The 23,885-nt window shown below is 62.8% G+C and carries 24 protein-coding genes, 1 tRNA gene and 1 pseudogene; 16 read left to right on the top strand and 10 right to left on the bottom strand.

What is annotated here, in order from left to right; all coding sequences use genetic code 11:
* Position 1 precedes the first annotated feature (1 nt).
* From BM045_RS12295 to BM045_RS12285, 3 genes are read right to left on the bottom strand one after another with little or no spacing between them, the layout of a single operon-like run.
* Positions 2-505: a hypothetical protein gene (locus BM045_RS12295; protein ID WP_092183690.1), complete on the bottom strand. Its 504-nt coding sequence runs from the start codon at positions 503-505 to the stop codon at positions 2-4.
* Between the two features lie 58 nt (positions 506-563).
* Positions 564-1,448 (bottom strand): carbohydrate kinase family protein, encoded by an 885-nt coding sequence (locus BM045_RS12290; RefSeq protein WP_092183688.1) that lies wholly within the window; start codon positions 1,446-1,448, stop codon positions 564-566.
* Positions 1,445-2,392, bottom strand: a complete 948-nt coding sequence (locus BM045_RS12285; protein WP_092183686.1) for a pseudouridine-5'-phosphate glycosidase — start codon at positions 2,390-2,392, stop codon at positions 1,445-1,447. The genes BM045_RS12290 and BM045_RS12285 overlap by 4 nt, the downstream gene beginning before the upstream one ends.
* Before the next feature lie 420 nt (positions 2,393-2,812).
* Between BM045_RS12285 and BM045_RS12280 the strand changes: the two genes are divergently transcribed.
* From BM045_RS12280 to purU, 5 genes are all read left to right on the top strand, one after another.
* Positions 2,813-3,895 carry a polyamine ABC transporter substrate-binding protein gene (locus BM045_RS12280; protein ID WP_092183684.1) on the top strand — a complete coding sequence of 361 codons (1,083 nt, stop codon included), beginning with the start codon at positions 2,813-2,815 and terminating at the stop codon, positions 3,893-3,895.
* 133 nt (positions 3,896-4,028) lie between these two features.
* On the top strand, positions 4,029-5,177 hold the full coding sequence (potA, locus tag BM045_RS12275) for an ABC transporter ATP-binding protein (protein WP_092183683.1): 1,149 nt from the start codon (positions 4,029-4,031) through the stop codon (positions 5,175-5,177).
* Entirely contained in the window at positions 5,174-6,121 is a 948-nt protein-coding gene (locus BM045_RS12270) for an ABC transporter permease subunit (RefSeq protein ID WP_092183681.1), read from the top strand. The genes potA and BM045_RS12270 overlap by 4 nt, the downstream gene beginning before the upstream one ends.
* 1 nt (position 6,122) lies before the next feature.
* A complete protein-coding gene (locus BM045_RS12265) occupies positions 6,123-6,932 on the top strand; it encodes an ABC transporter permease subunit (protein WP_092183679.1) in 810 nt (269 codons plus the stop codon).
* 306 nt (positions 6,933-7,238) lie between these two features.
* Entirely contained in the window at positions 7,239-8,093 is an 855-nt protein-coding gene (gene purU / locus BM045_RS12255) for a formyltetrahydrofolate deformylase (RefSeq protein ID WP_092183675.1), read from the top strand.
* Between the two features lie 225 nt (positions 8,094-8,318).
* On the opposite strand, the gene BM045_RS12250 is transcribed toward purU, so the two are convergent.
* The gene (locus BM045_RS12250) at positions 8,319-8,747 is read right to left on the bottom strand and encodes an RrF2 family transcriptional regulator (RefSeq protein WP_092183673.1); all 429 of its coding nucleotides are present in this window, start codon (positions 8,745-8,747) and stop codon (positions 8,319-8,321) included.
* A gap of 699 nt (positions 8,748-9,446) precedes the next feature.
* Positions 9,447-11,216 (bottom strand): annotated as a pseudogene (locus BM045_RS12245) (cation:proton antiporter); the annotation flags it as partial.
* Between the two features lie 248 nt (positions 11,217-11,464).
* Between BM045_RS12245 and BM045_RS12240 the strand changes: the two are divergent.
* Positions 11,465-12,301 carry a transglutaminase-like domain-containing protein gene (locus BM045_RS12240; RefSeq protein WP_092183669.1) on the top strand — a complete coding sequence of 279 codons (837 nt, stop codon included), beginning with the start codon at positions 11,465-11,467 and terminating at the stop codon, positions 12,299-12,301.
* Between the two features lie 25 nt (positions 12,302-12,326).
* On the opposite strand, the gene BM045_RS12235 is transcribed toward BM045_RS12240, so the two are convergent.
* From BM045_RS12235 to BM045_RS12220, 4 genes are read right to left on the bottom strand one after another with little or no spacing between them, the layout of a single operon-like run.
* Positions 12,327-13,220, bottom strand: coding sequence for a transglutaminase family protein (locus BM045_RS12235; RefSeq protein ID WP_092183667.1), 894 nt, complete (start codon positions 13,218-13,220; stop codon positions 12,327-12,329).
* The gene (locus BM045_RS12230; protein WP_092183665.1) at positions 13,217-14,305 is read right to left on the bottom strand and encodes an ATP-dependent DNA helicase; all 1,089 of its coding nucleotides are present in this window, start codon (positions 14,303-14,305) and stop codon (positions 13,217-13,219) included. The genes BM045_RS12235 and BM045_RS12230 overlap by 4 nt, the downstream gene beginning before the upstream one ends.
* Complete coding sequence (locus tag BM045_RS12225) at positions 14,305-14,988, bottom strand: fumarylacetoacetate hydrolase family protein (RefSeq protein ID WP_244522981.1); 684 nt, start codon at positions 14,986-14,988, stop codon at positions 14,305-14,307. Before BM045_RS12225 ends, BM045_RS12230 begins: the two co-directional genes overlap by 1 nt.
* A complete protein-coding gene (locus BM045_RS12220; RefSeq protein ID WP_092184174.1) occupies positions 14,981-16,042 on the bottom strand; it encodes an aldo/keto reductase in 1,062 nt (353 codons plus the stop codon). The genes BM045_RS12225 and BM045_RS12220 overlap by 8 nt, the downstream gene beginning before the upstream one ends.
* Before the next feature lie 277 nt (positions 16,043-16,319).
* On the opposite strand from BM045_RS12220, the gene BM045_RS12215 reads away from it, so the two are divergent.
* The 3 genes from BM045_RS12215 (at position 16,320) to BM045_RS12205 (ending at position 18,841) form a co-directional block, all read left to right on the top strand.
* Entirely contained in the window at positions 16,320-17,186 is an 867-nt protein-coding gene (locus BM045_RS12215) for an EamA family transporter (RefSeq protein WP_244522980.1), read from the top strand.
* Positions 17,187-17,254: 68 nt separating this feature from the next.
* Positions 17,255-17,629 (top strand): YciI family protein, encoded by a 375-nt coding sequence (locus BM045_RS12210; RefSeq protein ID WP_092184171.1) that lies wholly within the window; start codon positions 17,255-17,257, stop codon positions 17,627-17,629.
* Between the two features lie 93 nt (positions 17,630-17,722).
* The gene (locus tag BM045_RS12205; protein WP_092183661.1) at positions 17,723-18,841 is read left to right on the top strand and encodes a PLP-dependent cysteine synthase family protein; all 1,119 of its coding nucleotides are present in this window, start codon (positions 17,723-17,725) and stop codon (positions 18,839-18,841) included.
* Positions 18,842-18,859: 18 nt separating this feature from the next.
* Here BM045_RS12205 and BM045_RS12200 read toward each other — a convergent pair.
* A tRNA-Ser gene (locus tag BM045_RS12200) sits at positions 18,860-18,949 on the bottom strand.
* Between the two features lie 122 nt (positions 18,950-19,071).
* Between BM045_RS12200 and BM045_RS12195 the strand changes: the two genes are divergently transcribed.
* The 7 genes from BM045_RS12195 (at position 19,072) to obgE (ending at position 23,811) form a co-directional block, all read left to right on the top strand.
* Complete coding sequence (locus BM045_RS12195) at positions 19,072-19,524, top strand: gamma-glutamylcyclotransferase family protein (RefSeq protein ID WP_092183659.1); 453 nt, start codon at positions 19,072-19,074, stop codon at positions 19,522-19,524.
* A gap of 82 nt (positions 19,525-19,606) precedes the next feature.
* Positions 19,607-20,377 carry an MBL fold metallo-hydrolase gene (locus BM045_RS12190; RefSeq protein WP_092183657.1) on the top strand — a complete coding sequence of 257 codons (771 nt, stop codon included), beginning with the start codon at positions 19,607-19,609 and terminating at the stop codon, positions 20,375-20,377.
* Positions 20,378-20,617: 240 nt separating this feature from the next.
* Positions 20,618-21,160, top strand: coding sequence for a 50S ribosomal protein L21 (rplU, locus tag BM045_RS12185; protein WP_092183655.1), 543 nt, complete (start codon positions 20,618-20,620; stop codon positions 21,158-21,160).
* 11 nt (positions 21,161-21,171) lie between these two features.
* Positions 21,172-21,438, top strand: coding sequence for a 50S ribosomal protein L27 (gene rpmA, locus BM045_RS12180; RefSeq protein ID WP_092183654.1), 267 nt, complete (start codon positions 21,172-21,174; stop codon positions 21,436-21,438).
* 227 nt (positions 21,439-21,665) lie between these two features.
* On the top strand, positions 21,666-22,184 hold the full coding sequence (locus BM045_RS12175; RefSeq protein ID WP_092183652.1) for a GNAT family N-acetyltransferase: 519 nt from the start codon (positions 21,666-21,668) through the stop codon (positions 22,182-22,184).
* The gene (locus BM045_RS12170) at positions 22,181-22,771 is read left to right on the top strand and encodes a GNAT family N-acetyltransferase (RefSeq protein WP_170848487.1); all 591 of its coding nucleotides are present in this window, start codon (positions 22,181-22,183) and stop codon (positions 22,769-22,771) included. The genes BM045_RS12175 and BM045_RS12170 overlap by 4 nt, the downstream gene beginning before the upstream one ends.
* Complete coding sequence (gene obgE / locus BM045_RS12165; RefSeq protein WP_092183648.1) at positions 22,768-23,811, top strand: GTPase ObgE; 1,044 nt, start codon at positions 22,768-22,770, stop codon at positions 23,809-23,811. The genes BM045_RS12170 and obgE overlap by 4 nt, the downstream gene beginning before the upstream one ends.
* Positions 23,812-23,885 lie beyond the last annotated feature (74 nt).

Genomic DNA, 23,885 nt, shown 5'->3' with positions numbered 1-23,885 from the left:
TTCACTTGGTCTTGGTCTTTCCAGCTGGGGGCGCGTCGGCATGCGATGCCGCAGCCTCAGCTTGTATCCTATCCATCAGCGCCCGCCACTCGGTATAGGCCTTGTCCTGGTCGGGCAGAGGCTCGCGTGAGCCGCCCAGCTGCACCAGCTCGGCCAGCATTGGCTCGACCCCCGGTCCTTCCGTCTCGCAGGTCGTGGGGTCGTCGAGCAGGTCGAAGGCCGGATCGTAGAACAGGTTGTCGAAGTCATTGGTACTGAGCTTGAGCTCGCCATAGGCGACCAGATCAGCCGAATCGGTCAGCAGCGACCACTCGGCGTCCGTGACCTCATAACCTGCGCAGTTCGACGACACGATGTTGGCCACCACCAGATGATACAGCAGGTCCTCGGCCTCATTACCCTCGAATGGGCCGAACGTCGGCAATTGCACATAGACCTTGCCATCGGCGAGCGCCGGCGCGGTCAGTGTCAGGCAAAGCAGGCTTGCGGCAACAAAGCGGTTCATGGTGTTTCTCCTCAAGGCCCGTTCACAATAGTCCAGATTGCAGCAGGGATGCGGCAGACTATCCCGGCTGCCCGCCGATCGACTGCACGGCCTTTGATCCTGCCGCAATGCCCCGCGCCAAGGCGCCTGCCTCGTCCGCGCCGGATAAGTGCGCGGCAATAAACCCTGCCGCAAAGGCGTCGCCAGCGCCGGTGGTATCGACAACGGACACGCTGGGCGCCGGCAATTCCACCCGCACGCCATCGCGCCCGCCGATCGCCGCTCCCGATGCGCCGCGCTTGATCAGCACCGTGTCGTAATAGTCGCCGAGGGCGCGCAGCTGCGCTTCATACCCAATTGCCCCGGTTAGGGCTTCGGCTTCGCTCTCGTTGGAAAAGATCGCCGTGGCGCCGCGCGTCCAGTTCAAGAACTCGGCCGGGCCCACCTCGACCAGGAACCCCACAGATGCCGGATCTACCGCCACCGCAATCCCCCGCGCCCGCGCCTCGGCAAACAGCGCCTGCACGGCGGCACGGGGTCCCGGCGCAAAGAAGCTGTAGCCAGACACCATAACCATGCCGATGTCGTCGAGCATGCTGCCCGGCAGGTCCGCCGCGCTGAGATTGAGGTTGGCCCCCCGGTCGGTCAGGAAGCTTCGCTCGCCATCTGGATCGACAATGGTCACCAGCACGCCCGATGGCAGCTCGCGGTCTCCCGCCAGCATCGGGATCACCCCCGAGCCGCGGAAATAGTTCTCGTACATATGCAGGTCGTCGGCCCCGACCCTGGCGGCGAACACTACCGGGGCGTCCATGGCGCCGAGCCAGACGGCCTGGTTGGCGCCCGAGCCGCCGGGCCGGCTGCGCACCGTGGCCCGCCGGTCGCTGCCTTTGACGATCGGCCCTTCCGGCATGACGATGACATCGGTCATCACGTCGCCGACGACGAGAACCCTTTTGCTCATGCGCGGCGGACGGCCGGCTTGGGCGCCTGGCCCTTGGCGAGAGCCACGGCGATCCCGGCCGCCACCTTGGCATTGTTTTCCACCAGCGCGATATTGGCGACCAGCGACTTGCCATCGGTCAATTCGAAGATGCGCTTCAGCAGGAATGGCGTCAGCGCCTTGCGCGACACGCCTTCCTGTTCGGCGCCACGGATGGCCTCAGCAATGCGTGCCTCGATGGCGGCGGGGTCGAGCGCATCGCCTTCCGGGATCGGATTGGCCACCAGCACGCCGCCCATGCCGAGGTCGCTCTGCATGGCGACCACCTTGGCGATATCGGCGACGTCATCGAAGCGATGGTCGACCTTGTGGCCGCTCTGGCGCGCCCAGAAGGCCGGGAAATCCTCGGTGCCATAGCCGATCACCGGTACGCCATTGGTCTCGAGCACTTCCAAGGTCTTGGCGATATCGAGAATCGACTTGGCACCCGCGCAGACCACGCAGACCGGCGTGCGGCTCAGCTCTTCAAGGTCGGCGGAGATATCGAATGTATCCTCGGCGCCGCGATGCACGCCGCCAATGCCGCCAGTGGCAAACACATGGATGCCGGCCAAAGCCGCGATCTGCATCGTGGTGGCAACCGTGGTGCCGGCAATCTCGCCCTTGACCAAGAGCGCCGACACATCGCGCCGGCTGGCCTTGGCGGCGGTGCCGCCGGTCTGGGCCAGGCGTTCGAGATCTTCGCCGGATACGCCGACGCAGAAGCGGCCGTCCATGATGGCGATGGTCGCCGGCACCGCGCCATTGTCGCGGATCACCTGTTCCACATTGGTCGCCATGGCGAGGTTCTGCGGATAGGGCATGCCATGGGTGATGATGGTGGATTCCAGCGCCACCACCGGCTTGCCTTCGGCCAGAGCCTTCTTCACTTCGGGGCTGATGGACAGGTAGGCCTTGGCGCTCATCGGATCACTCGCTGATATAATGGGTTTATGGACCGGTCGCGGCCCCGTTGGCGCGGGTTTTGCGCCTTGTTGCCGCAGGGCGTCAACCCCAATGAAAACTTGGCCCCAAGCGCTTGTCCCCCCGGAAATTTGGTTCTAGGTTGCCCTCATAAACGCCAGCGTGGAAAGGGCACTTCGCTGCAGACCATCCTTGTTGATCGCAGTTTTGCCAGCGATCGATACGCGCCCGGCACCGGGCCCATCTCAGCCAGCCGCCCCAGCGCTTTTGAGCGCTCTCTTGCTGCACTTTCAGTTCAGGACCGCACCGCAACGGGCCCTCAAAGATGAGCGCCCGCGCCTGATCGTCCGCGCTTGCGCGCAACCCCATTGCGGCCCAGGTCGCAAAGCCCAAAAGACCAACACCGAACAGGAGCCCACCAGATGAAGCCATCGCTCGCCCTTGCCCTCGGCGCCCTCATGGTTGCCAGCCCCGCGCTGGCCCAGGAAGAGCCCGTGCTCAACGTCTACAACTGGTCCGACTATATCGCCGAAGACACCATCGCCAATTTCACCGCGGAAACCGGCATTGCGGTGAACTACGACGTCTACGACAATAACGAGATCGTCGATGCCAAGCTGCTGGCTGGCTCGGCCGGCTATGACATCGTGGTGCCCTCGGGCAATTTCCTCGAACGCCAGATTCTCGCCGGCCTGATCCTGCCGCTCGACAAGGCCAAGCTGACCAACCTCGGCAATCTCGATCCGGCATCGCTCGCCACCGCCGCCATTGTCGATCCCGACAATGCCCATGGCGTGCCCTATATGCTAAACACCATTGGCCTCGGCTACAATGTCGCCAAGGTCGCCGAAGCTCTGGGCACCGATACGCCGCCGACCAGCTGGGACCTGCTGTTTGATCCCGAAACCGTCGCCAAGCTCGCCTCCTGCGGCGTCGCCGTGATGGATAGCCCGTCCGAAGTCGTCGGCACGGCGCTGCATGTGCTCGGCCTCGATCCCAATTCGGAAAGCGAAGAAGACCTGGCCAAGGCCGAAGAACTGCTCAACGCCATCAAGCCGTCGGTCCGCTACTTCCACTCGTCCCAGTATATCGACGACCTCGGCAATGGCGAAATCTGCCTCGCCATGGGCTATTCGGGCGACATGTTCATCGCCGCCGACAATGCCGCCGAAGGCACCGAAGTTAGCTACCTGATCCCATCGGAAGGCGCGCCGACCCTGTTCGACTTCATGGCCATTCCCGCCGATGCGCCGCATCCCGACAATGCGCACAAGTTCATCAACTACATACTGCAGCCCAAGGTCGTGGCCGACATCACCAATACGGTGTTCTACGCCAACCCCAACCCGGCCTCGCTGGAATTCGTCAATGAAGAAGTGAAGTCCAACCCGTCCATCTACCCCTCTGCCGAAACCCTGGCCAATGCCTTCACCATGAAGGCGCATAGCCCGGATTATGAAGAGGTTCTGACCCGCACCTGGACCCGCGTCAAAACCGGCCAGTAAACGCAAATTGGGGGTGGCCACGGCCGCCCCTTTTCCCTATGGGAAGCCCCAATAAACGGAGGTTTCCGGCCCCGGCCGGAAGCGCGATACCACCGCGGCCGATGACCGCCCCAGCAGAGTTTCAAGAAGCGCCATGGCCAAGAAGCCCAATCTTGCAGTCGATACCCGGCCCTGGCGCGATCCGGCAGCCAAGCCCTTCGTGCGCATCCGCAATGTCACCAAGCGCTTTGGTGATGTGGCGGCGGTTTCCGATGTCTCGCTCGACATTTATCGCAGCGAACTCTTCTGCCTTTTGGGCGGCTCAGGCTCGGGTAAGTCGACCCTCCTGCGCATGCTGGCCGGCTTTGAAATCCCCACCTCTGGCACGATCGAGATCGACGGCCAGGACATGACCCAGGTCGCGCCCTATAACCGCCCAGTCAATATGATGTTCCAGTCCTATGCGCTGTTCCCGCATATGAATGTCGAGCAGAACATTGCCTATGGCCTCAAGCGCGACGGCCTCGGCAAGGAGGAGATCGCTGCGCGCGTCGCCGAGCTCCTGACCCTGGTCAAGCTGCAGGACTATGGCGCCCGTAAGCCGCACCAGCTCTCCGGCGGCCAGCGCCAGCGCGTGGCCCTCGCACGCGCCCTCGCCAAGCGTCCGAAACTTCTCCTCCTCGACGAGCCGCTCGGCGCATTGGACAAAAAGCTGCGCGAGGAAACCCAGTTCGAACTGGTCAAAATCCAAGAGACTTTGGGCGTCACTTTCATCGTCGTGACCCACGACCAGGAAGAGGCCATGTCGCTGGCTACCCGTATCGGGGTGATGAACCAGGGCGAGATCGCCATGATCGGCGAGCCCACCGATATCTATGAATTCCCCAATTCCAAATTCGTCGCCGGCTTCATCGGCTCGGTCAACATGGTCGAAGGCGTCGTCACCGAGGACGAGCCGGGCCATGTCCGCATCCGCTCGACCGAGCTGGGCTGCGACATCTATGTCGGCCATGGCGTCGATTGCGCCCCCGACCAGACCCTCTGGTGGGCGATCCGTCCGGAAAAGATGATGCTGAGCCGCGACAAGCCCGAAGGCCTCAATGGCGCCAATGTCACCCATGGCATGGTCGAAGACATCGGCTATCTCGGCGACATGAGCGTTTACCAGGTTCTGCTCGACAGCGGCAAGCGCCTGCGCGTCACCCAGACCAATACGGTGCGTGGCAATCCCGATTCGATCAGCTGGGACGAGCCGGTCTATGTCACCTGGAACGACACGTCGGGTTCGGTGCTGACGGTATGAGCTACGAACCCACCATCCCGCCGCCACGGCGGTTGAAACCCTGGAAGGCCGTCGAGCGCGGCCTCGCCAAGGTTGGCATTTCCGGCAAGGCGCTGGTGCTGATCGCGCCGGTGCTGTGGCTGCTGGTGTTCTTCCTCATTCCGCTGGCCGTGGTCTTCGGCATTTCGCTGGCCACCAAGCAGTTCGGCCGCCCGCCCTATTCGCCACTGCTGACGACCGAAGACGGCACGGTGCAGCTGACGCTGCATCTCAACAATTACATCAAGCTGTTCAGCGACAGCCTCTATGTCGCGGCTTATCTCAGCTCGATCCGCATTGCCTTCATCGCCACGGTGATCACACTGATCGTCGGCTATCCCATGGCCTATGCCATCGCCCGTGCGCCCGATCCCTGGCGCAATGTGCTGCTGATGCTGGTGGTGCTGCCCTTCTTCACCTCGTTCCTGCTGCGCATCTATGCGCTGACAGGTTTCATGCGCGGCAATGGGCTGATCAATCAGTTCCTCGGCCTCTTCGGCATCGAGCCGCTGGTGATGATGCAGACCGATTTCGCGGTCTATGTCGGGCTGATCTACAGCTACCTGCCCTTCATGATCCTGCCGCTCTATACGACCCTGGTGAAGCTGGACGCGTCGCTGATCGAGGCCTCGGCCGACCTCGGCTCGCGGCCGTGGCAGACCTTCATCTCGATCACGCTCCCCCTGTCGCTGCCCGGCATTCTGGCCGGCTCGCTCTTGGTCTTCATTCCGGCGGTCGGTGAATATGTCATTCCGGCGCTGCTGGGTGGCCCCGAAACGCTGATGATCGGCCGCGTGCTGTGGGACGAGTTCTTCTCGGCAACCAACTGGCCGCGCGCTGCCGCAGTCGCCGTAGCCATGCTGGCCGTGGTCGTGGTGCCGATCATGCTGCTGCAAAAGGCGCAGAACGCCGTGGTGGAGAAGTAACATGCGGCGTGGCTGGTTCTTGCCGATCACGGCAGCCCTGGGCTTTAGCTTCCTCTATGCCCCGATCATTTCCATGGTGGTCTTCTCCTTCAACGAGAACCGTCTGGTCACCGTCTGGTCGGGCTTTTCGACCAAATGGTATGGCGAACTGTTCAACGACCCGCAGATGCTGGGTGCCGCCTGGCTGAGTCTGCAGATCGCCGCCATCAGCGCCACCATCGCTTTGGTGCTGGGCACATTGGCCGCCGTCGCCCTGGTGCGCTTCCGCAGCTTCCGCGGCCGCACACTGTTCTCCGGCATGGTCTCGGCCCCCATGGTCATGCCCGACGTCATCACCGGCCTCTCCATGCTGTTGCTCTTCGTCGCCATGGAAAGCCTGCTCGGCTGGCCGGCGGGTCGCGGCATGCTGACCATCGTCATCGCCCATTCGACCTTTGCCATGGCCTATATCTGCGTCGTGGTGCAGTCGCGGCTGTCCGACTTCGACCGTAGCGTCGAAGAGGCGGCCATGGATCTCGGCGCTTCCCCGCTCCGCACCTTCTTTGACATCACCCTGCCCATCATCGCCCCGGCTCTGGTCTCGGGCTGGCTGCTCGGCTTTACCCTGTCGCTCGACGACCTGGTCATCGCCAGCTTCGTCTCGGGTCCGGGTTCATCGACCCTGCCCATGGTGATCTTCAGTAAGGTCAAGCTCGGTGTCTCGCCGGACGTCAATGCGCTGGCCACCATCATCGTCGGCATCGTCGCCACCGGCGTCATCATCGCCACCGCGATCCAGCTGCGCAATCGTCCCCGGAAGGCCCGTCGTTAGGCGTTCAAAATCCGTTCATCAAGCTGAAAAATGCGTGACTGGACAGAGCCAAAAAACAGGTTCATGCTTCTGTCATGTTCAACCAACGTGAAGGAGGTGATCCAGTGTCGTTTGAGATTTTGGTACTCGAAGAAGGCTTTGGATATCGTGTGATGACTGGGAGTGATCTCGGCTAGCACCATCTCCTCGGCACTCGAGGCCGATACTACTCAGGAAGGGCCGCTCCAATCGGGGCGGCCCTTTTTGCTTCTTGACGACAGCGCTCAAGCCATTGATACCGCTGGCCAGAATTCGGGAGCTTCAAGCATGTCCTCGGCCAATTTCGTCCTCACCCTGTCCTGCGCCGACCGGCCGGGCATTGTCGCTGCCATCACCACCGAACTGGCGGCGCTCAATGCCAATATTGCCGAGAGCAACCAGTTCTGGGATCAGGAAACAGGTCGCTTCTTCATGCGCCTGGCCTTCACCGCGCCCGCAGGCGTCGACCGCCAAGCCCTTGAACGCGCCCTGAAATCGCCGATCGAGCGCTTTTCGATGAAGACCGCGCTGACCGAGGAAAGCCGCAAGAAGCGCATCGTCATCCTGGTTTCCAAATTCGACCACACGCTGCTGCATCTGCTGTATCAGATCCGCGTCGGCTGGCTCGACGCCGAGGTTGCGGCGGTGATCTCCAACCACCCCGATGCGCAGAAGATCGCCGAAGACGCCGGCATTCCATTCCATCTGCTGCCGGTGACCAAGGAAACCAAGGTCGCCCAGGAAGAGCAGATCCTTGCCCTGATCCAGAAAACCGGCGCCGATCTCGTCGTTCTGGCCCGCTACATGCAGGTGCTGAGTGACAATCTATCGACCCGCCTGTTCGGCCAGGTGATCAATATCCACCACTCGTTCCTGCCCAGCTTCAAGGGCGCCAAGCCCTATCACCAGGCCCATGAGCGCGGCGTCAAGATCATCGGCGCCACCGCCCACTACGTGACCCCCGACCTCGACGAAGGCCCGATCATCGAGCAGGAAACCGCCCGCGTCACCCATGCGATGAGCCCGGATGACCTGGTGGCGGCGGGGCGGGATATCGAATCTCGCGTGCTGGCCCGGGCGGTGAAACTGCACCTGGAGAACCGGGTGATGCTGAATGGGCGCAAGACGGTGGTGTTTGGGTAGCTTCGAAACGGCCGAGAGCAAAATCACGCCGGTGGCGTGATTTTAGCCGAGAAGGCCATGAGGCCTACGGCCGAATGGCCCGGATGAGGGGCTGACTCAATCCCTCCTCTTTAAGGGCAGAAGGATGACGTGTTTGCGGGACAGCTGGGCCATTCGGGCATAGCCCTCATGGCCTGATCACCTAAAATCGCTCCACAGGAGCGATTTTGCCCTGCGGGCCGGTGCTTAGACCGGCAAATCTTCCAGCCTGAGCGAATCCGCCAGGCTCGTCTGGTCCAGCACCGCCCGCGTCGCCAGCGTGACCCGTTCGAACACATGGCGGATTTCGCACGCCGCCTCGTCGCGGCAATCCTCGCATTTGCGATAGGCGATCTTCGATAAGCACGGCAAAGGCGCAATCGGCCCGTCGATCAGCCGCAACACCTCACCGAACATGATTTCGTCGGGCGCCTTGAGCAATATATAGCCCCCCGCCCGGCCACGGCGGCTGGCGACGAAGCCGGCGCGCTTGAGCTCCAGCAGGATCTGTTCGAGGAATTTCTTGGGGATCGACTGTTGCTTGGAGATTTCGCCGATCATCATCGACTGGTCACGGCCCGAGCGGGCCAGTGACACCAGCGCCCGCAGCGCATATTTGGCTTTTTGCGAAATCATCGAGCTGCATTACCCCCGGTCGCACTGTGCCGCGCGACCGCCTGAAACTCTAGGCCCGGCTCCCTAAATTTTTGGCAAAGCCTAGAGTTTGGGCTCCGGCACAACCGGCGGCACCACGGGCTTGTCATCCGGCTTGGGCTCGGCATCGGCCTCCGGCTCCGGCGGCGCAATCCCGCCCTCATTGACCTCAGCCTCTTCCTGCTCTTCGAGCTCGGCCTCCTCTTCGGCAACAACCTCGGGTGTTTCGACCGTGGGCTCTTCAAGCACCACGACCTCATCGATCTCGGCCGGAGCCTCGCCAACCGATGGCGTTGCCACAACGCTCTCAAGGCTAGCCGCTTCTTCCACGGCAGGCTCGGGGGCCGGCAGGATGATCACCGCTTCGGACGCACTGGACTCGACGGCGTCGATTACAACGGGATCGGCCGCAACCTCTGCAGCTGGCTCAATGGCGTCTTCGACAACCACAACCTCGGCGGTCGCTTCGGCGTCGGGCGCAACAACCACTGCTGCCTCCGGCTCGCTTGCAGCTGGCTCTGCCACCGCAACCGCACTCCCAACGACCGCCGCCTCGACCACCGGCACACCCGCCACCTTCTCCAGCAGGTTTTCGCCCTGTGGCAGCTTCACCTCGACCGGTGCCGCTTCCGGCGCCTTGTCCTCGCGCTCGCCACGGGCATAGGCCAGCATGCCCATGCCGATTTCACGCTCGCCGCGGATGACGATATTGGCGCCGAGATTGCGCAGATAGGCGTCCTCTTCTTCCGAATAGGCGCGGGTGATGATGCGGATGGACGGGTTGAGCTTGCGGCCGCTTTCACAGACCGAGCCGGCCTCGAAACCATTGGAAATGGCCACCATCAGCGAGCGCGCCTGGGTCAGGTTGGCCAGCTTGAGCACATGGCTGCTGGCCGCATTGCCGAACAGCACTTCGAGGCCCGCCTCGCGCGCCGCACGTACATCCTGATCGGAATCCTCGATCACCAGCACCGGCACATCCTGGGCCTTGAGCCCATCGGCCACGACGCGGCCGACCTGACCATAGCCGACCAGCACGGTGTGATCGCTGAGCTTGGTCGGCGCATCGACATCGTCATCGGCGCCATGCGCGCCGCTATCAATCGCCGGCTGCGACGGAATATCGGTGGTTATCGGGCCAGAAGCCGCCGCCGATATCTCGCCCGGCTCGATCCGCAGGCCATCGGCCACGGCAGGCTCGCCATGGCGCTGAGCGGCCCGCGCCTCGATGCGCGGCTTGAGCCGGTCGAGCACGAAGAACACCACCGGATTGAGCACGATGGAAATCAGTGCACCGGCGAGGATCAGGTCCTGTCCCTCGGGCGGCAGGATGGCCAGCGACACGCCCATGCTGGCGAGGATGAAAGAAAATTCGCCGATCTGCGCCAGCGAGGCCGAAATGGTCAGCGCGGTGCCCACCGGTCGCTTGAACAGCAGCACGATGGCAAAGGCGGCCAGCGACTTGCCGACCACGATGATGAACACCGTGGCGAGGACCGGTAGCGGATTGGTGATGATGATGCTGGGGTCGAACAGCATGCCGACCGAGACGAAAAACAGCACGGCAAAAGCGTCGCGCAGTGGCAGGGTTTCCTGCGCCGCGCGATGCGACAGCTCGCTTTCAGAAAGGATCATGCCGGCAAAGAAGGCGCCCAGCGCCAGCGACACGCCAAACAGCACGGACGAGCCCAGCGCCACGCCCAATGCGATCGCCAAAACCGCGAGACGAAACAGTTCGCGGCTGCCGGTATGCGCCGTGCCATGCAGCGCCCAGGGAATAACCCGGCGGCCAACCACCAGCATGAAGCCGACAAAAGCAGCGAGCTTGACAACGGTCAGCGCCAACACGCCCCAGATGCCGACCGAACCACCGACCAGGCGTTCGACAAAGGAGACAAAGGGATCGTGAATGCCGGTATCGGTGCCATTAAGGCTCGCGATGGCCGGGATCAGCACCAGCGCCAGAACCATGGCCAGATCTTCAACGATCAGCCAACCCACCGCAATGCGCCCGCGCTCGGTCTCGACCAGACGCCGATCCTGCAGCGCCTTGAGCAGCACCACGGTCGAGGCGACGGAAAGTGCCAGACCGAACAGCAGGCCGGCGCCAACGCCCCAGCCCAGCAGCAGCGCAAGGCCAAGCCCGAGTAGTGTAGCAAAAGCGATCTGCACCAGCGCGCCCGGAATGGCCAGCGCGCGAACGCTCATCAGGTCCTTGAGCGAGAAATGCAGGCCCACGCCGAACATCAGCAGGATGACGCCCAGCTCGGCCAGTTCGGCGCCCAGCGCCTGGTCTGCAACAAAGCCGGGCGTATTCGGCCCGACCAGAATACCGGCAAACAGGTAGCCGACCAGCGGCGGCATGCGCAGCCGGTTGGCAATCATGCCGAAAATAAAGGCCAGCACCAGACCCGCGACGATCGTTGTGATCAGGGGGGTGTCGTGGTGCATTTTGCCTCCGCTATGGGCTGGAACAGAACCTGTGGTGAACTCTCACTGCCAAGATGGGACACGGCACCGTGATGCGCAAGCAGCAGCGAAACCGAAAATATCAGCAATTTTGACCATTTGGCCGCAAGACTTCACGCTCGCAAAAGCCAGTCCAAACTTGTCTTTGTTATGACGCTGTAGCGGAACTCGGCTACAGGGAACTTACCGCCCGTGGCGGGGTTAACGCACGCTAGGGCAAAGGGGCGCATATGAGGTTCTCGGTAGGCTGCGAGATTGGTTATGACGTGGCCGACAGCGCCACGCTGATCTTCAACATCGAGGCCATGCGCGGCGGCCGCCAGCGCGTCGTCAGCGAGACCCTGACCATCACGCCCGACTATGCTGCCGACGAAAAAACCTCCGAGGAAAGCGGCAATCGCTACCTTCGCCTCACCGTGCCGCAGGGCATGGTGCAATTGCGCTACGAGGCGCAGATCGAGCTCGACCCGTTGCATCGCGCCCCAGCGGTGATCCACGAAGTGCCCGTCGCCACCCTGCCGCTCGACACCCTGCCCTTCCTCAACCCCTCGCGATATTGCCCTTCGGACCAATTGGCGCGCTTCGCCACGCGCCAGTTCGGCAATATCGAGCCGGGCTTCGGCCGCGTCGTGGAAATCTGCAACTGGATCAACAGCGAAGTCGATTATCTGTTCGGCACCAGCGACACGACGACCACCGCCGCCGACACTTTCTCGCTACGCGCCGGCGTCTGCCGCGACTTCGCCCATCTCGGCATCACCTTTTGCCGTGCCCTGGGCATCCCGGCCCGCTTTGTCTCCTGCTACGCCTGGCAGCTCGAGCCGCAGGATTTCCATGCCGTGTTCGAAGCCTATCTCGGCGATCGCTGGTATCTGTTCGACGCCACCCGGATGGCAACGCTCGACGGCATGGTCCGCATCGGCACCGGCCGCGACGCCGCCGACACGGCCTTTGCCACGATCTACGGCCAGGTGCTGTCCCAGCCGATCCGGGTGTGGAGCGAAGCCATCAATGGCGACAAGGCGGAAGAATGGACGACGGATGCCGTGAGCGTCACGCGGGATTAAAGCAGGCCGCCCTACGGGACAGTCGTCATCCCATCCCATCCTGCAGGCTCACCACCCGCTCGACGACGACCTCGACCTCCATGCCGAGATAATCTTCCTTCTTCCCGATAAAGGTACCGGAAATGGGAATCGCCTGGCGCGGCTCGCGGGCCACCCCGACGCGGATCAAATCCCGCGTGCCGATAATGCCATTGGTAGGATCAAATTCGACCCAGCCGGCGCCTGGCAGATAGACCTGGGCCCAGGCATGGGTGGCGCCGCCGCCGCGATTGGTGCCGTCGTCGCGGGCCGGCGAATAGAGATAGCCGGTGACAAACCGTGCCGCGAGGCCGAGCGAGCGTGCCGCTTCGATCATCAGCAGGGCAAAGTCGCGGCAGGTGCCGGCCCGGGTCGAAAGCGTGACCGACGGCCGCTGCGTGCCGGGGTTATAGCGGCGGAGATATTTGAAACTCTCCTTGATGCCCAAGGTCATTGTCGCAAGCAGGTGCCCGGTCAGCGTCACACCGCGCGGATCGAGAAACCGCCTGGCCCAGACATCGACCTCGGTTTCCTCGGGAAACTGCCGCCGCAGGTTGGGCGCAAGGTCGATCGCATCGACGTCGCCGTAGTCAAAGGGATAGGTCTTGGCCCGCGTCTCGATCTCGAAGGCCGGGGTCAGCTCGGGCGTATGGTCGAGCACCATGGTGGCGACAATGCGCAGCTCTTCCGCCGGCTCGTCGAAACTGGCGATGGCAATGCCATTGCCGAACACGTCATGGATCCAGCGCAGGCCGGCCGGCTTGGGGCGGATGGCGAGACCAAAGCTTTCCAGCGTCTGCTCCATGCTGTCGCGTGGGCGCAGGAGCATGCGGTGCTCGCCGAACTGCACGGCGCGCGCATAGCGATAGACGGTCTCGTGCCTCACGGAGAGCAGGGTCACGAAACGACCGTGATCTTTTCGGCGGCGCGGGTGATGCCGGTATAGAGCCAGCGCGCCCGCTCCTCGCGGAACACGAAGCTTTCGTCGAACAGATAGACATTGTCCCACTGGCTGCCCTGCGCCTTGTGCACGGTCAGGCAATAGCCAAAGGTGAATTCGTCGAACTGCCGGCGTTCCGGCCAGCTCATGGCGTCTTCCTCGCCTGAGAAGAACGCCTTGTGCGTGAGAACCTTGGCCTCGCCCTTGCCCTCGTCGGCGCCGAGCAGCAACGACCACTTGCCATTGGTCCGCCGCGTCGCCTCGGTGACGATCCAGATCTGCCCGTTGAGCAGTTTCTTGCGCGGATTGTTCCGCAGGCAGACCATACGGTCGCCCAGCACCGGCTCATGGAACGGCAGGCCCTTGAGCTCGCGCAGGCGATCATTATATTGCAGCCGCGTCTTGTTGCGGCCGACCAGCACCTGATCGGCTTCCAGCACCGCGTTGCGGTCAACACTGTCGCGACCGACGACGATGGACTCGCCATAAGTGCCGCGCTCGAGGAAACCGCCTTCGCGCACCTGCATGGAGAGGTGGATGATCGGATTGTCCGCGGCCTGCCGGTGGATTTCGGTCAGCATCATGTCCGGCTCGTCGGCGGTGAAAAAGCCCGCCCCCTGCACCGGCGGCAGCTGGAACGGATCACCCAGAACCAGCACTTTCACACCAAAGCTCAGCAGGTCGCGGCCCAGCTGTTCGTCCACCATCGACACTTCGTCGATAACGATCAGGTCGGCATCGGCGGCCGGGCTTTCGTCATCCAGCACGAAGCGCGGCTCGCCGTCATTCTCGCTGACCAGCGTGTAGATCAGCGAGTGGATCGTCTGGGCGCCCTTGCAGCCGCGCTTGCGCATCACCAGCGCCGCCTTGCCGGTGAAGGCGGCATATTTGACGCTGCGGATATCCTGCGCCAAATGCACCGCCAGCGTAGACTTGCCCGTGCCGGCCCAGCCGAACAGGCGGAACACCTGCGGACCGTTCTTGTCCTTGAGCCAGGCCGAAACGGCCGAGAGCGCGGCGTCCTGCTGGGGCGACCAGACTGGCATCAGATGATCGTCGTCTTTACAGAGCCCACGCCTTCGATACTGCCTTCCAGCACATCGCCGCGCTGCACCGCACTGACGCCGGCCGGGGTCCCGGTCATGATAAGGTCGCCGGCCTTCAGCGTGACAAACTGGCTGAGATAGGCGATGGCTTCGCTGACATTCCAGATCTGCTCATTGAGATCGCCCGTCTGGCGCACTGTGCCATTGACCGAAAAGCGGATGGCGCCCTTGTCGGGATGGCCGATGGCGCTGGCTGGCTCGATCGTTCCGATCGGCGCGGAAAAGTCGAATGCCTTGGACATTTCCCACGGCCGTCCACCCTTTTTGGCCACGGCCTGCAGGTCGCGGCGGGTCATGTCGAGCCCGGCGGCATAGCCATAGACGTGATCCAGCGCATCGCTCACGGCAATGTCGGCACCGTCCTTGCCGATGGCGACGACCAGCTCGATCTCGTGCTGGAAATCCTCGGTCTTGGGCGGATAGGGAATGGCGGCGCCTCCGACCACGACGGCATCGGCCGGCTTGGCAAAGAAGAACGGCGGATCGCGCGTGTCATTGCCCATTTCCTTGATGTGCTCGATGTAATTGCGGCCGACGCAATAAACGCGGCGCACGGCGAACAAGCCGCCACGAGCGATCGGAATGGAGACGGGAGCATGAGGCTCAAACAGGAAATCAGCCACGCTTGAATTCTTCCACATAAGGGGTGAGCAGGTCACGGTCCACCGGACCCATCAGGTCATTGGCAGTAAAGGTCTGGTGCCAATAAGGATAGAGCAAAGGCGGCTGGCTGACGGCATCGAGCCGCGCCCGCTCGTCCGCGCTGAGCTTGAGATCAGCCGCCGCCAGATTGTCCTGGAACTGCGCATCGCTGCGCCCACCGATGATCACCGAGGTAACGCCCGGCCGGCCCAAAGCCCAGGCCAAAGCCACCTGTGCGCCGGATACACCGCGCGCTTCGGCAATCGCCACCACGACATCGACAATGTCATAGAGCCGCTCCCAATCGGGCACCGGCGGCTCGCGGAAACCGCCGACATGCCGGCCCGACTTCGGCCCGCCGTCGCGGCGATATTTTCCCGACAGCAGCCCGCCCGCCAAAGGCGACCAGATTAGGATGCCGAGGCCCTGATCCTGGGAAATCGGCACCAACTCATATTCGGCTTCGCGCGAATGGAGCGTGTAGTGAATCTGCTGGCTGACGAAACGCTCGCCCTGGCGCTCCTTTGCCGCCGCCAAGGCCTTGGAAATATGCCAGCCGGAATAGTTGGAGCAGCCGATATAGCGGACATGGCCATGGCGCACGAGCGTGTCGAGAGCTTCCATCGTCTCCTCGATGGGCGTCATCCCATCCCACTCATGCGCCTGATAGAGATCGATGACATCGGTCTTCAGGCGCTTCAGGCTAGCCTTGCACTGCTCGATAATATGGTGGCGGGAAAGGCCGATCTCATTGGGCCCATCGCCCATCTTGAATCGAACCTTGGTCGCGACCAGCGCCTTCTGCCGGCGGCCGTTCTCGCTCAGCGCCACGCCGATCATTTCCTCAGACACGCCAGCATTATAGACATTGGCCGTGTCGAGCAGATTGATCCCCGCGTCGAGACACATGTCGATCTGGCGCGTCGCATCGGCCTGGTCGCTATTGCCGACCTGTTCCGTACCGCCAAAGGTCATGGTCCCCATGGTCAGCACCGAGACCTTGAGGCCCGAGCGTCCGAGATACCGATATTCCATCGCCATTCCTCCTTTGTTCCCGGTCGATAGGGCTAAAGAGGATTGAGAGTCGGGTCAATCTTTTCGCCCCTCCCGCTGGAATTGAATGCGCCGCGAACTGGATCCGTACCTCCCCCTTGATGGGGGAGGCTAGGAGGGGGTGTGAGAGCCCCGATATTTGGGTCAACCGCCCTCCCTTGATCCCTCCCCGCAAGGGGGAAGGTGTCGACTGAGACGCCGAGTGACACCAAGTGGCAAACCCTGCTAACACCCACGCCTCACCTCGAAAGCCCATGCCGTGCGGCCGCAATCCGTCGTCTTTTCCGTCGTCCTTGTTGCCATCGGCATGGTGTTCACCCAGACCGGGGCGTCCTTCGCCAAGGGCCTGTTTCCAGCGGTTGGGCCGGCCGGTGCGACGGCCTTGCGGCTGACGCTGGCCGCGATCGTGTTGGTGGGGATCTTTCGACCGTGGCGGCATCGGCTGGACCGCCGCCAATGGCGTTTCGTCCTCGCCTATGGTGCGGTTATGGGCGCCATGAACCTGTTCTTTTACGCAGCGATCCAGACCATTCCGCTCGGCGTGGCCGTGGCTCTCGAATTCACCGGTCCACTGGCCGTGGCGCTGGCCGGGTCGCGCAAGCCGCTGGATTTTGCCTGGATCATCCTGGCCGTTGCCGGCCTTGCCCTACTGCTACCGCTCGGCCAGTCCTCCGGCGAGATTGGCCTGCCCGGCGTGCTATTGGCGCTGGCCACCGGCGCCTGCTGGGCCGGCTATATCATCTTCGGCCAGCGCGCCGGCATTGGTGGCGGCCCGCATATCACGGCGCTGGGCGTCTCCATTGCCGCCGTGATTGCTTTGCCCTTCGGCATTGCCACGGCCGGCACGGCCATGCTCGACCCGGCCATCCTGCCCGTGGCCCTGGCTGTCGCGCTGCTCTCCAGCGCCATTCCCTATGCGCTCGACATGGTTGCCCTGCCGCATATTCCGTCGCGCCTGTTCGGCATCCTGATGAGCGGCCAGCCGGCGCTGGGCGCCCTCTCCGGCTTCCTCATCCTCAATGAGGTGCTGAACCCCTGGCAGCTCGGCGGCATCATCGCCATCATTGTCGCCTCGCTCGGCGCCACCGTCACCATTGCCCGCAACACGCCGGCTCCAGTGGCGTAAATGCCTCTGGCGGCTTGACCGGTTTCCGGCATAATCGCGCCGCGTTCGCCTGACGAGAGATGCCCGAAATGCTTTATGCCGTGCTCTGTTACAATGATGAAAACGCTGTCGCCACCTGGACCCAGGAAGAGGACGACGCCTGCATGGCCCGGCTGGGCAAGGTGCAGGACGCCATGAGGGCCAAGGGCAGGCTCGGCCCGGTCGCCCGCCTGCTGCCGACCAGCGCGGCCACCACCCTGCGCAAGACCTCCGGCGAGCCGCTGGTGATCGACGGCCCTTTTGCCGAGACCAAGGAGCAGTTTCTCGGCTTCTACCTCGCCGATTGCGACACGCTCGACGAGGCCCTGGACTTCGCCAGGGATCTGGCCAAGGCCAATCCCGGTGTCGGCTCCTATGAAATCCGCCCGGTCGGCCTGTTCAACCCAAGCGAGATCACGCGTTAAACTAGCCGGAACAGATTACTACCGATGGATGTTGACTTGGCATGAATTTGCGTCAGAATAACATCTGACAGAACATCATGCCCGGATACGTCAATGTCACGCAAAATGGATCGAGAGTGGTCGGCGCGGTCAATCGCCCTGCTGGAGGCTGAAGGCCGGCGTTCGGCCGATACGCATCTGATCGCTTTGCCATTGCCGGGCTTTGCCGGCATTGACCTTTATCTCAAGGACGAATCCTCGCATCCGACCGGCAGCCTGAAACATCGCCTGGCGCGGTCGCTGTTCCTTTATGGCATTTGCAACGGCCAGATCCATCAGGGCACGCCGCTGGTGGAAGCCTCCTCTGGCTCCACCGCCGTCAGCGAAGCCTATTACGCCCGCCTGCTCGGCCTCGACTTCTGCGCCGTGCTGCCCAGCAGCACCAGCACGAGCAAGATCGAAGCCATCACCCGGCATGGCGGACGCGTGCATATGGTCGAGGACGGCTCCACCATCTACGAAGTGGCCGAGTCTATGGCGCGGGATACTGGCGGCCATTACCTCGACCAATTCACCTTTGCCGAACGGGCAACCGACTGGCGTGGAAATAACAATATCGCCGAATCCATCTTCCAGCAGATGGCCTCCGAGCGCCATCCCGTGCCCTCCTGGATCGTCATGAGCGCCGGCACTGGCGGCACGTCGGCGACGCTGGGCCGCTATATCCGCTATCGCGGCCTGCCGACCCGGCTCTGCGTGCCCGACGTGGAATTTTCCGCCTTCTATGCCGGCTGGGCCACCAGCGACCGCACCATTCGCTGCCCGCGCCCCTCGCGCATCGAAGGCATCGGCCGGCCGCGCGTCGAAAAATCCTTCATTCCCGAAGTCGTCGACGACATGATCCGCATCCCCGATGTGGCCTCGATCGCCGCCAGCCGCGTGCTGTCGCGCCTGCTTGGCCGCCGCGTCGGCGGTTCGACCGGCACCAATCTCATCGGCCTGCTCTGGGCCGCCGACGCCATGCGCCGCACCGGCGAAACCGGATCACTGGTAACCCTGATCTGCGACAGCGGCGAACGCTATGCCGACAGCTATTTCAATGACGCCTGGCTAGAAGCGCAGGGGCTGGATATCGCCCCGGCGACGGCAATGATCGAAGCCGTCATCGCCGGCCGCGGTTTTCCGCAACAGCTGCTGATGCCCTGCGAAGCGCGGGCGCATCTGGCAGCGTAGTAGTCTCAGGGGGAAGAATGGCGGAGAGGGAGGGATTCGAACCCCCGATGGAGTTGCCCCCATGCCGCATTTCGAGTGCGGTGCATTCGACCACTCTGCCACCTCTCCGCGAGGTCGTTTCAGCATCCCCGAAAGGATGCGGCCGGTCGACACGGGCGGGCTTATGACATAGCCTTTGTCAGCCTGCAACACCCCTTCAGCAATATGCTGGCACTTGGTGCACACCCACCGTGACCCGTACCCCCGTGTTTTTCTACGGCACCCTGCGCGACCCCGATATCCTCGCCGCCGCTCTTGGCCGGACAATCCCCGCCGATGACCTGGTTGCCGCCGTGGCGCACGGCTATGCCGCCGTCTACTTTCCCGGCCGGGTCTATCCGGCGCTGGTGCCCCGCCCCGGAGCGACGGCGCCAGGGCTGTTGCTGCACCACGCAACGACAGAGGATCGTGCCGCGCTCGATGCCTATGAAGGCAACGAATACCGCCGCGCAGCGCTGCGGGTGCATGTCGAGGGCACGGGTGTCACAGCCGACGCCTATCTGCCCGTCATGACGATTGCCGCGGATAGCCCGCCCTGGTCACTGGAGCAGTGGACACGGCTTCACAAAGCCGCGGTGATTGCCGAGGAGACGGCCGCGGCCCGCGCCGCCCGGCAGCGGCTCGCGGCCGCATACGATCCGTAATTTTCACAATTACGTTGGTCTCAGAACCCTTTAGCTTAGCTGGCGTTGGAATGGCGCAGGGCTGACCGCAAGGAGTTTTCAAATGACCAGACGTCGTGACGTGATCCTGGGCATGGCAGCATTGCCCGTTGCCACGCTTGCCACCGCACATTTACAACTGGCCTGGGCACAGGGTGCCGTGCTGGAGGGCGATGTGATTTCAACCGATGACGGCGATATCGTGGTGCATCCAGTCGACCACGCCAGCCTGCTGCTCGGCTTTGGCAGCGAGATTATCTATGTCGATCCAGTCGGCGGCGCCGCGCTCTACGAAGGCCTGCCTGCCCCCACGGCCATCCTGATCACCCATGGCCATGGCGACCATTTCGACATTCCAACACTCGAGGCGATTGCCGGTAACGCGCCGATCCTCACCAGCCAGGAAGTCTTCGACAAGCTGCCCGAAGGCCTCAAGGCCAATGCTTCGGCGATCGTCAATGGCGATGACACCAGCCTCAACGGCCTTCCGGTGCGGGCGATTGCCGCCCACAATGTCACCGCCGACCGCATGCAGTATCACCCGGTCGGCACCGGCAATGGCTATGTGCTGACGCTGGGCGACAAGCAGGTCTACGTGGCGGGCGATACCGAGCCGACAGAGGAAATGCTGGCCCTCAAGAATATTGAGATCGCCTTCCTGCCGGTCAACCTGCCCTATACCATGACCCCGGACCAGGCCGTGGAAGCGCTCAACGTTTTCAAGCCCCGCATTGCCTATCCCTACCACTATGGCGACAGCGACCTGTCGATCATCGAAAAGCGTATCGGCCCGGACACTGAATTGCGCCTGCGCAACTGGTATCCCAACGCCTGAAGTGTGATCGGGCGATCATGACAATCTCTTGACTCTCGGGCCATTTGCCACGATAAGCCCGACCTGAAACACGCGCCGGGCCTCCTGGCGCGCTTTTCTTTGTTTGAAAACGCTGTTCGAGGCTGCCCGCCGGATTTCCGGCAGACTGTTCGAAGACCGCAGGGCTCACTGGGCTCAAAACCTGCGGCGCCACAGAGCGCGACACAAAGGGACCGGGCGTTTGACGCACTCGGTTAAGCTATGACTTTCGCCGTGATCAAGACCGGTGGCAAGCAGTACAAGGTTGCCGCCAACGACGTTCTCAAGATTGAAAAGCTCGATGCCGAAGCCGGCACCATCGTCACTTTCGACCAGGTTCTGATGGTTGATGGCGAAGTTGGCCTGCCGCTGGTCGAAGGCGCGCTTGTCGCCGCCGAGCTGCTTGAGACCCGCAAGCAGAAGACGGTCATCATCTTCAAGAAGAACCGTCGCCACAATTACCGTCGCCGCAACGGCCACCGCCAGCTGCTGTCGACCGTGCGCATCACCGAAATCCTGACCGGCGGCGCACAGCCGACCATCAAGGCTGCCGGCGTTGCCCAGACGACCGAAAGCGTGAGCGAAGCCACTCCGGCCAAGACGGCAAAGGCCCCCAAGGCCGACGCCGCTGAAGCCAAGGCTCCGGCTGCCAAGAAGGCTGCGCCGAAGAAGGCCGCTGCCGAGAGCACTGAAGACACCGCCGCTGAAAAGCCGGCGAAGAAGGCCCCAGCCAAGAAGGCTGCACCCAAGGCCGATCAGGAATAAGGAGCTAGACCATGGCACACAAAAAAGCAGGCGGTTCATCCCGCAACGGTCGTGATACCGCTGGCCGTCGTCTTGGCGTGAAGAAGTTTGGTGGCGAAGCTGTCGTCGCCGGCAACATCATCATCCGCCAGCGCGGCACCAAGTGGCACCCCGGCACCGGCGTTGGCCTGGGCAAGGACCACACCATTTTTGCACTCGTCGACGGCGCCGTGTCGTTCCGCACCCGTGCAAATTCGCAGGTCTTCGTTTCCGTCGACCCGGCAAAGGCCGCCGAATAACCCGGCAGGTCCTTTCGAACCCAGCCGGTGACCTGTTCCCCGGCTCGAGTTCGCGACAAGGCGAAATAGATCAAGGGGAACCGGTACGCCGGTTCCCCTTTTCGCATTTCGTCCCTGAGAGACCTCAAGCAAATGATCACCGCCCGTATCGCCGCCGTCGCCACCGTCATCACCCGCAAAACCGTAGCCGCCCAGACCAACATGCTGCTGTTGCGGAGCCACGACAGATGACCCCGATCCGGACCAAGAGGCTGATCCTGCGCGAACCGACCCTGGATGATGCCCCCAGCTACGCGCTGGGCGTGGGAGAATATGACGTGGCGCAGTTTTTGACCGCCGTCCCCTATCCCTACACCCTGGGCATGGCCATCGACTGGCTGCGTCAGGCGCGGCCGGCAACGCCGGAAAAGTCGCTGCTGATCATCGACCTGCCCGGCAAGGGCCTGATCGGCTGCATTTCCCTGCTCAATGAGCTGGGATTCTGGCTGGCCCGTCCGCACTGGAACCGCGGCTATATGACCGAAGCGGCAACGGCGCTGCTCGACTGGCATTTTGACGGATGCGCCGCCGATGCCGTGACATCGAGCGCCCATTACAACAATGCGGCATCCCTTGCCGTGCAGCACAAGCTCGGCTTTGTTTCGACAGGGCGCGAAATGCGTTTCTCCCAGGCACAGCAGAACAATGTGGACCATGTGGTGAGCCGCCTGTCGCGCACGGACTGGCAGACGCGGGTGCGCCGATGAACATCACCCTGCGCACGCCAAACTTTACCCTGCGTCCGGCCCAGGTCGGCGATGCCGAGCTCATTGCGCGCTATCTCAATGATTTTGCCGTGGCCGGCAATCTGGCCCGCGTGCCATTTCCTTATCACCTCAGCGATGCGAAAGCTTGGCTGGGTAGCCGAAAGCCCAGCCTGCCCGTGGAAGAGACCAATTTCTCCATCGACCTGCCCGGCGAAGGCTTTGCCGGCCATGTCGGCTTCCACATGGGGCCGCAGGGCCCGATCATCGGCTATTGGCTGGGCCAGCCCTTCTGGGGTCGCGGCATCATGACGGAAGCGGTTTTGGCCAGTCTCGAGTGGTTTTTTGACGTGACCGATGCAGACACCATCTATTCAGGCGTGTTTCACTTCAACCACGCCTCACTCGCCATACAAACCAAGCTCGGGTTTACCCAAACCGGGCGCTCAACCCTGCTCTGCCTTGCGCGCGGCGCCGAGGTGGAGCATATCGACACCAAATTGACGCGTGCGCGTTTCCAGCAAAACCCCGATCCGGTCTTGCAGTTCGGAAACGCGGCAGCTGAATCTCTGGAAGGCCAGAAAAAATGAAGTTTCTTGACCAGGCCAAGGTCTATGTGCGCTCGGGCGATGGCGGCGGCGGCGCCGTCTCCTTCCTGCGCGAAAAATTTGTCGAATTCGGCGGCCCCAATGGCGGCAATGGCGGGCGCGGCGGTGACATTGTCATTGAATGCGTCGACGGCCTCAATACGCTGATCGATTATCGCTACCAGCAGCATTTCAAGGCCAAGACCGGCACCCATGGCATGGGCAAGGATCGGGCCGGCGCCAATGGCGAAGAACTGGTGTTGCGCGTGCCCGTCGGCACCCAGGTCTTCGAGGACGACAACGAAACCCTGATCGCCGACATGACCGAAGTCGGCCAGCGCACCGTTTTGTTGAGCGGCGGCAATGGCGGCTTCGGCAATGCTCATTTCAAGACCTCGTCCAACCAGGCGCCGCGCCATGCCAATCCGGGCATTCCGGGCGTCGAAAAGTGGATCTGGCTGCGGCTGAAGCTGATTGCCGATGCTGGTCTCGTCGGCCTGCCCAATGCCGGCAAGTCGACATTCCTGGCCGCTGTCTCGGCCGCCAAGCCCAAGATCGCCGCCTATCCATTCACGACGCTGCATCCCAACCTGGGCGTGGTTTCCATTGGTGAGCGCGATTTCGTGCTGGCCGATATTCCGGGCCTGATCGAAGGTGCCAGCGAAGGCGCCGGCATTGGTGATCGCTTCCTCGGCCATATCGAGCGCTGCGGCGTGCTGATCCATCTGATCGATGGCACCCAGGACGATATCAAGACGGCGTACAAGACCATCCGCACCGAACTGGCCGCCTATGACGAACGGCTGGGCGAAAAGCCCGAAATCGTCGTGCTCAACAAGATCGACGCCATCGATCCTGAAGAGCTCAAGGAAAAGGTCAAGGTTCTCAAGAAGATCAGCAAGGCCGACGTGCTGCTGGTCTCCGGCGTCACCGGCCAGGGTACCGACATGGTGCTCTATGGCGTGATCGAAACGCTGGACGCCGAAAAGGCCGCCAAGCTGGAAGCCGCTCGCCGGAAAGTGGAACCCAATTGGGCGCCTTGATGGCCCTCTTCACCTCTCCCCTGAGGGGAGAGGTCGGCGCGAAGCGCCGGGTGAGGGGTTCAGCGCAGGCTGAA

The sequence above is a fragment of the Devosia sp. YR412 genome, assembly GCF_900110945.1.
Lineage (GTDB): Bacteria > Pseudomonadota > Alphaproteobacteria > Rhizobiales > Devosiaceae > Devosia.
This window is presented reverse-complemented; position numbering and strand designations above follow the sequence as displayed.

Excerpts from the sequence above, each read along its gene's own strand:
- BM045_RS12295 (WP_092183690.1), bottom strand. The coding sequence starts at position 505 with ATGAACCGCTTTGTTGCCGCAAGCCTGCTTTGCCTGACACTGACCGCG.
- BM045_RS12290 (WP_092183688.1), bottom strand. The coding sequence starts at position 1,448 with ATGAGCAAAAGGGTTCTCGTCGTCGGCGACGTGATGACCGATGTCATC.
- BM045_RS12285 (WP_092183686.1), bottom strand. The coding sequence starts at position 2,392 with ATGAGCGCCAAGGCCTACCTGTCCATCAGCCCCGAAGTGAAGAAGGCT.
- BM045_RS12280 (WP_092183684.1), top strand. The coding sequence starts at position 2,813 with ATGAAGCCATCGCTCGCCCTTGCCCTCGGCGCCCTCATGGTTGCCAGC.
- potA (WP_092183683.1), top strand. The coding sequence starts at position 4,029 with ATGGCCAAGAAGCCCAATCTTGCAGTCGATACCCGGCCCTGGCGCGAT.
- BM045_RS12270 (WP_092183681.1), top strand. The coding sequence starts at position 5,174 with ATGAGCTACGAACCCACCATCCCGCCGCCACGGCGGTTGAAACCCTGG.
- BM045_RS12265 (WP_092183679.1), top strand. The coding sequence starts at position 6,123 with ATGCGGCGTGGCTGGTTCTTGCCGATCACGGCAGCCCTGGGCTTTAGC.
- purU (WP_092183675.1), top strand. The coding sequence starts at position 7,239 with ATGTCCTCGGCCAATTTCGTCCTCACCCTGTCCTGCGCCGACCGGCCG.
- BM045_RS12250 (WP_092183673.1), bottom strand. The coding sequence starts at position 8,747 with ATGATTTCGCAAAAAGCCAAATATGCGCTGCGGGCGCTGGTGTCACTG.
- BM045_RS12240 (WP_092183669.1), top strand. The coding sequence starts at position 11,465 with ATGAGGTTCTCGGTAGGCTGCGAGATTGGTTATGACGTGGCCGACAGC.
- BM045_RS12230 (WP_092183665.1), bottom strand. The coding sequence starts at position 14,305 with ATGCCAGTCTGGTCGCCCCAGCAGGACGCCGCGCTCTCGGCCGTTTCG.
- BM045_RS12220 (WP_092184174.1), bottom strand. The coding sequence starts at position 16,042 with ATGGAATATCGGTATCTCGGACGCTCGGGCCTCAAGGTCTCGGTGCTG.
- BM045_RS12210 (WP_092184171.1), top strand. The coding sequence starts at position 17,255 with ATGCTTTATGCCGTGCTCTGTTACAATGATGAAAACGCTGTCGCCACC.
- BM045_RS12205 (WP_092183661.1), top strand. The coding sequence starts at position 17,723 with ATGTCACGCAAAATGGATCGAGAGTGGTCGGCGCGGTCAATCGCCCTG.
- BM045_RS12190 (WP_092183657.1), top strand. The coding sequence starts at position 19,607 with ATGACCAGACGTCGTGACGTGATCCTGGGCATGGCAGCATTGCCCGTT.
- rplU (WP_092183655.1), top strand. The coding sequence starts at position 20,618 with ATGACTTTCGCCGTGATCAAGACCGGTGGCAAGCAGTACAAGGTTGCC.
- rpmA (WP_092183654.1), top strand. The coding sequence starts at position 21,172 with ATGGCACACAAAAAAGCAGGCGGTTCATCCCGCAACGGTCGTGATACC.
- BM045_RS12175 (WP_092183652.1), top strand. The coding sequence starts at position 21,666 with ATGACCCCGATCCGGACCAAGAGGCTGATCCTGCGCGAACCGACCCTG.
- BM045_RS12170 (WP_170848487.1), top strand. The coding sequence starts at position 22,181 with ATGAACATCACCCTGCGCACGCCAAACTTTACCCTGCGTCCGGCCCAG.
- obgE (WP_092183648.1), top strand. The coding sequence starts at position 22,768 with ATGAAGTTTCTTGACCAGGCCAAGGTCTATGTGCGCTCGGGCGATGGC.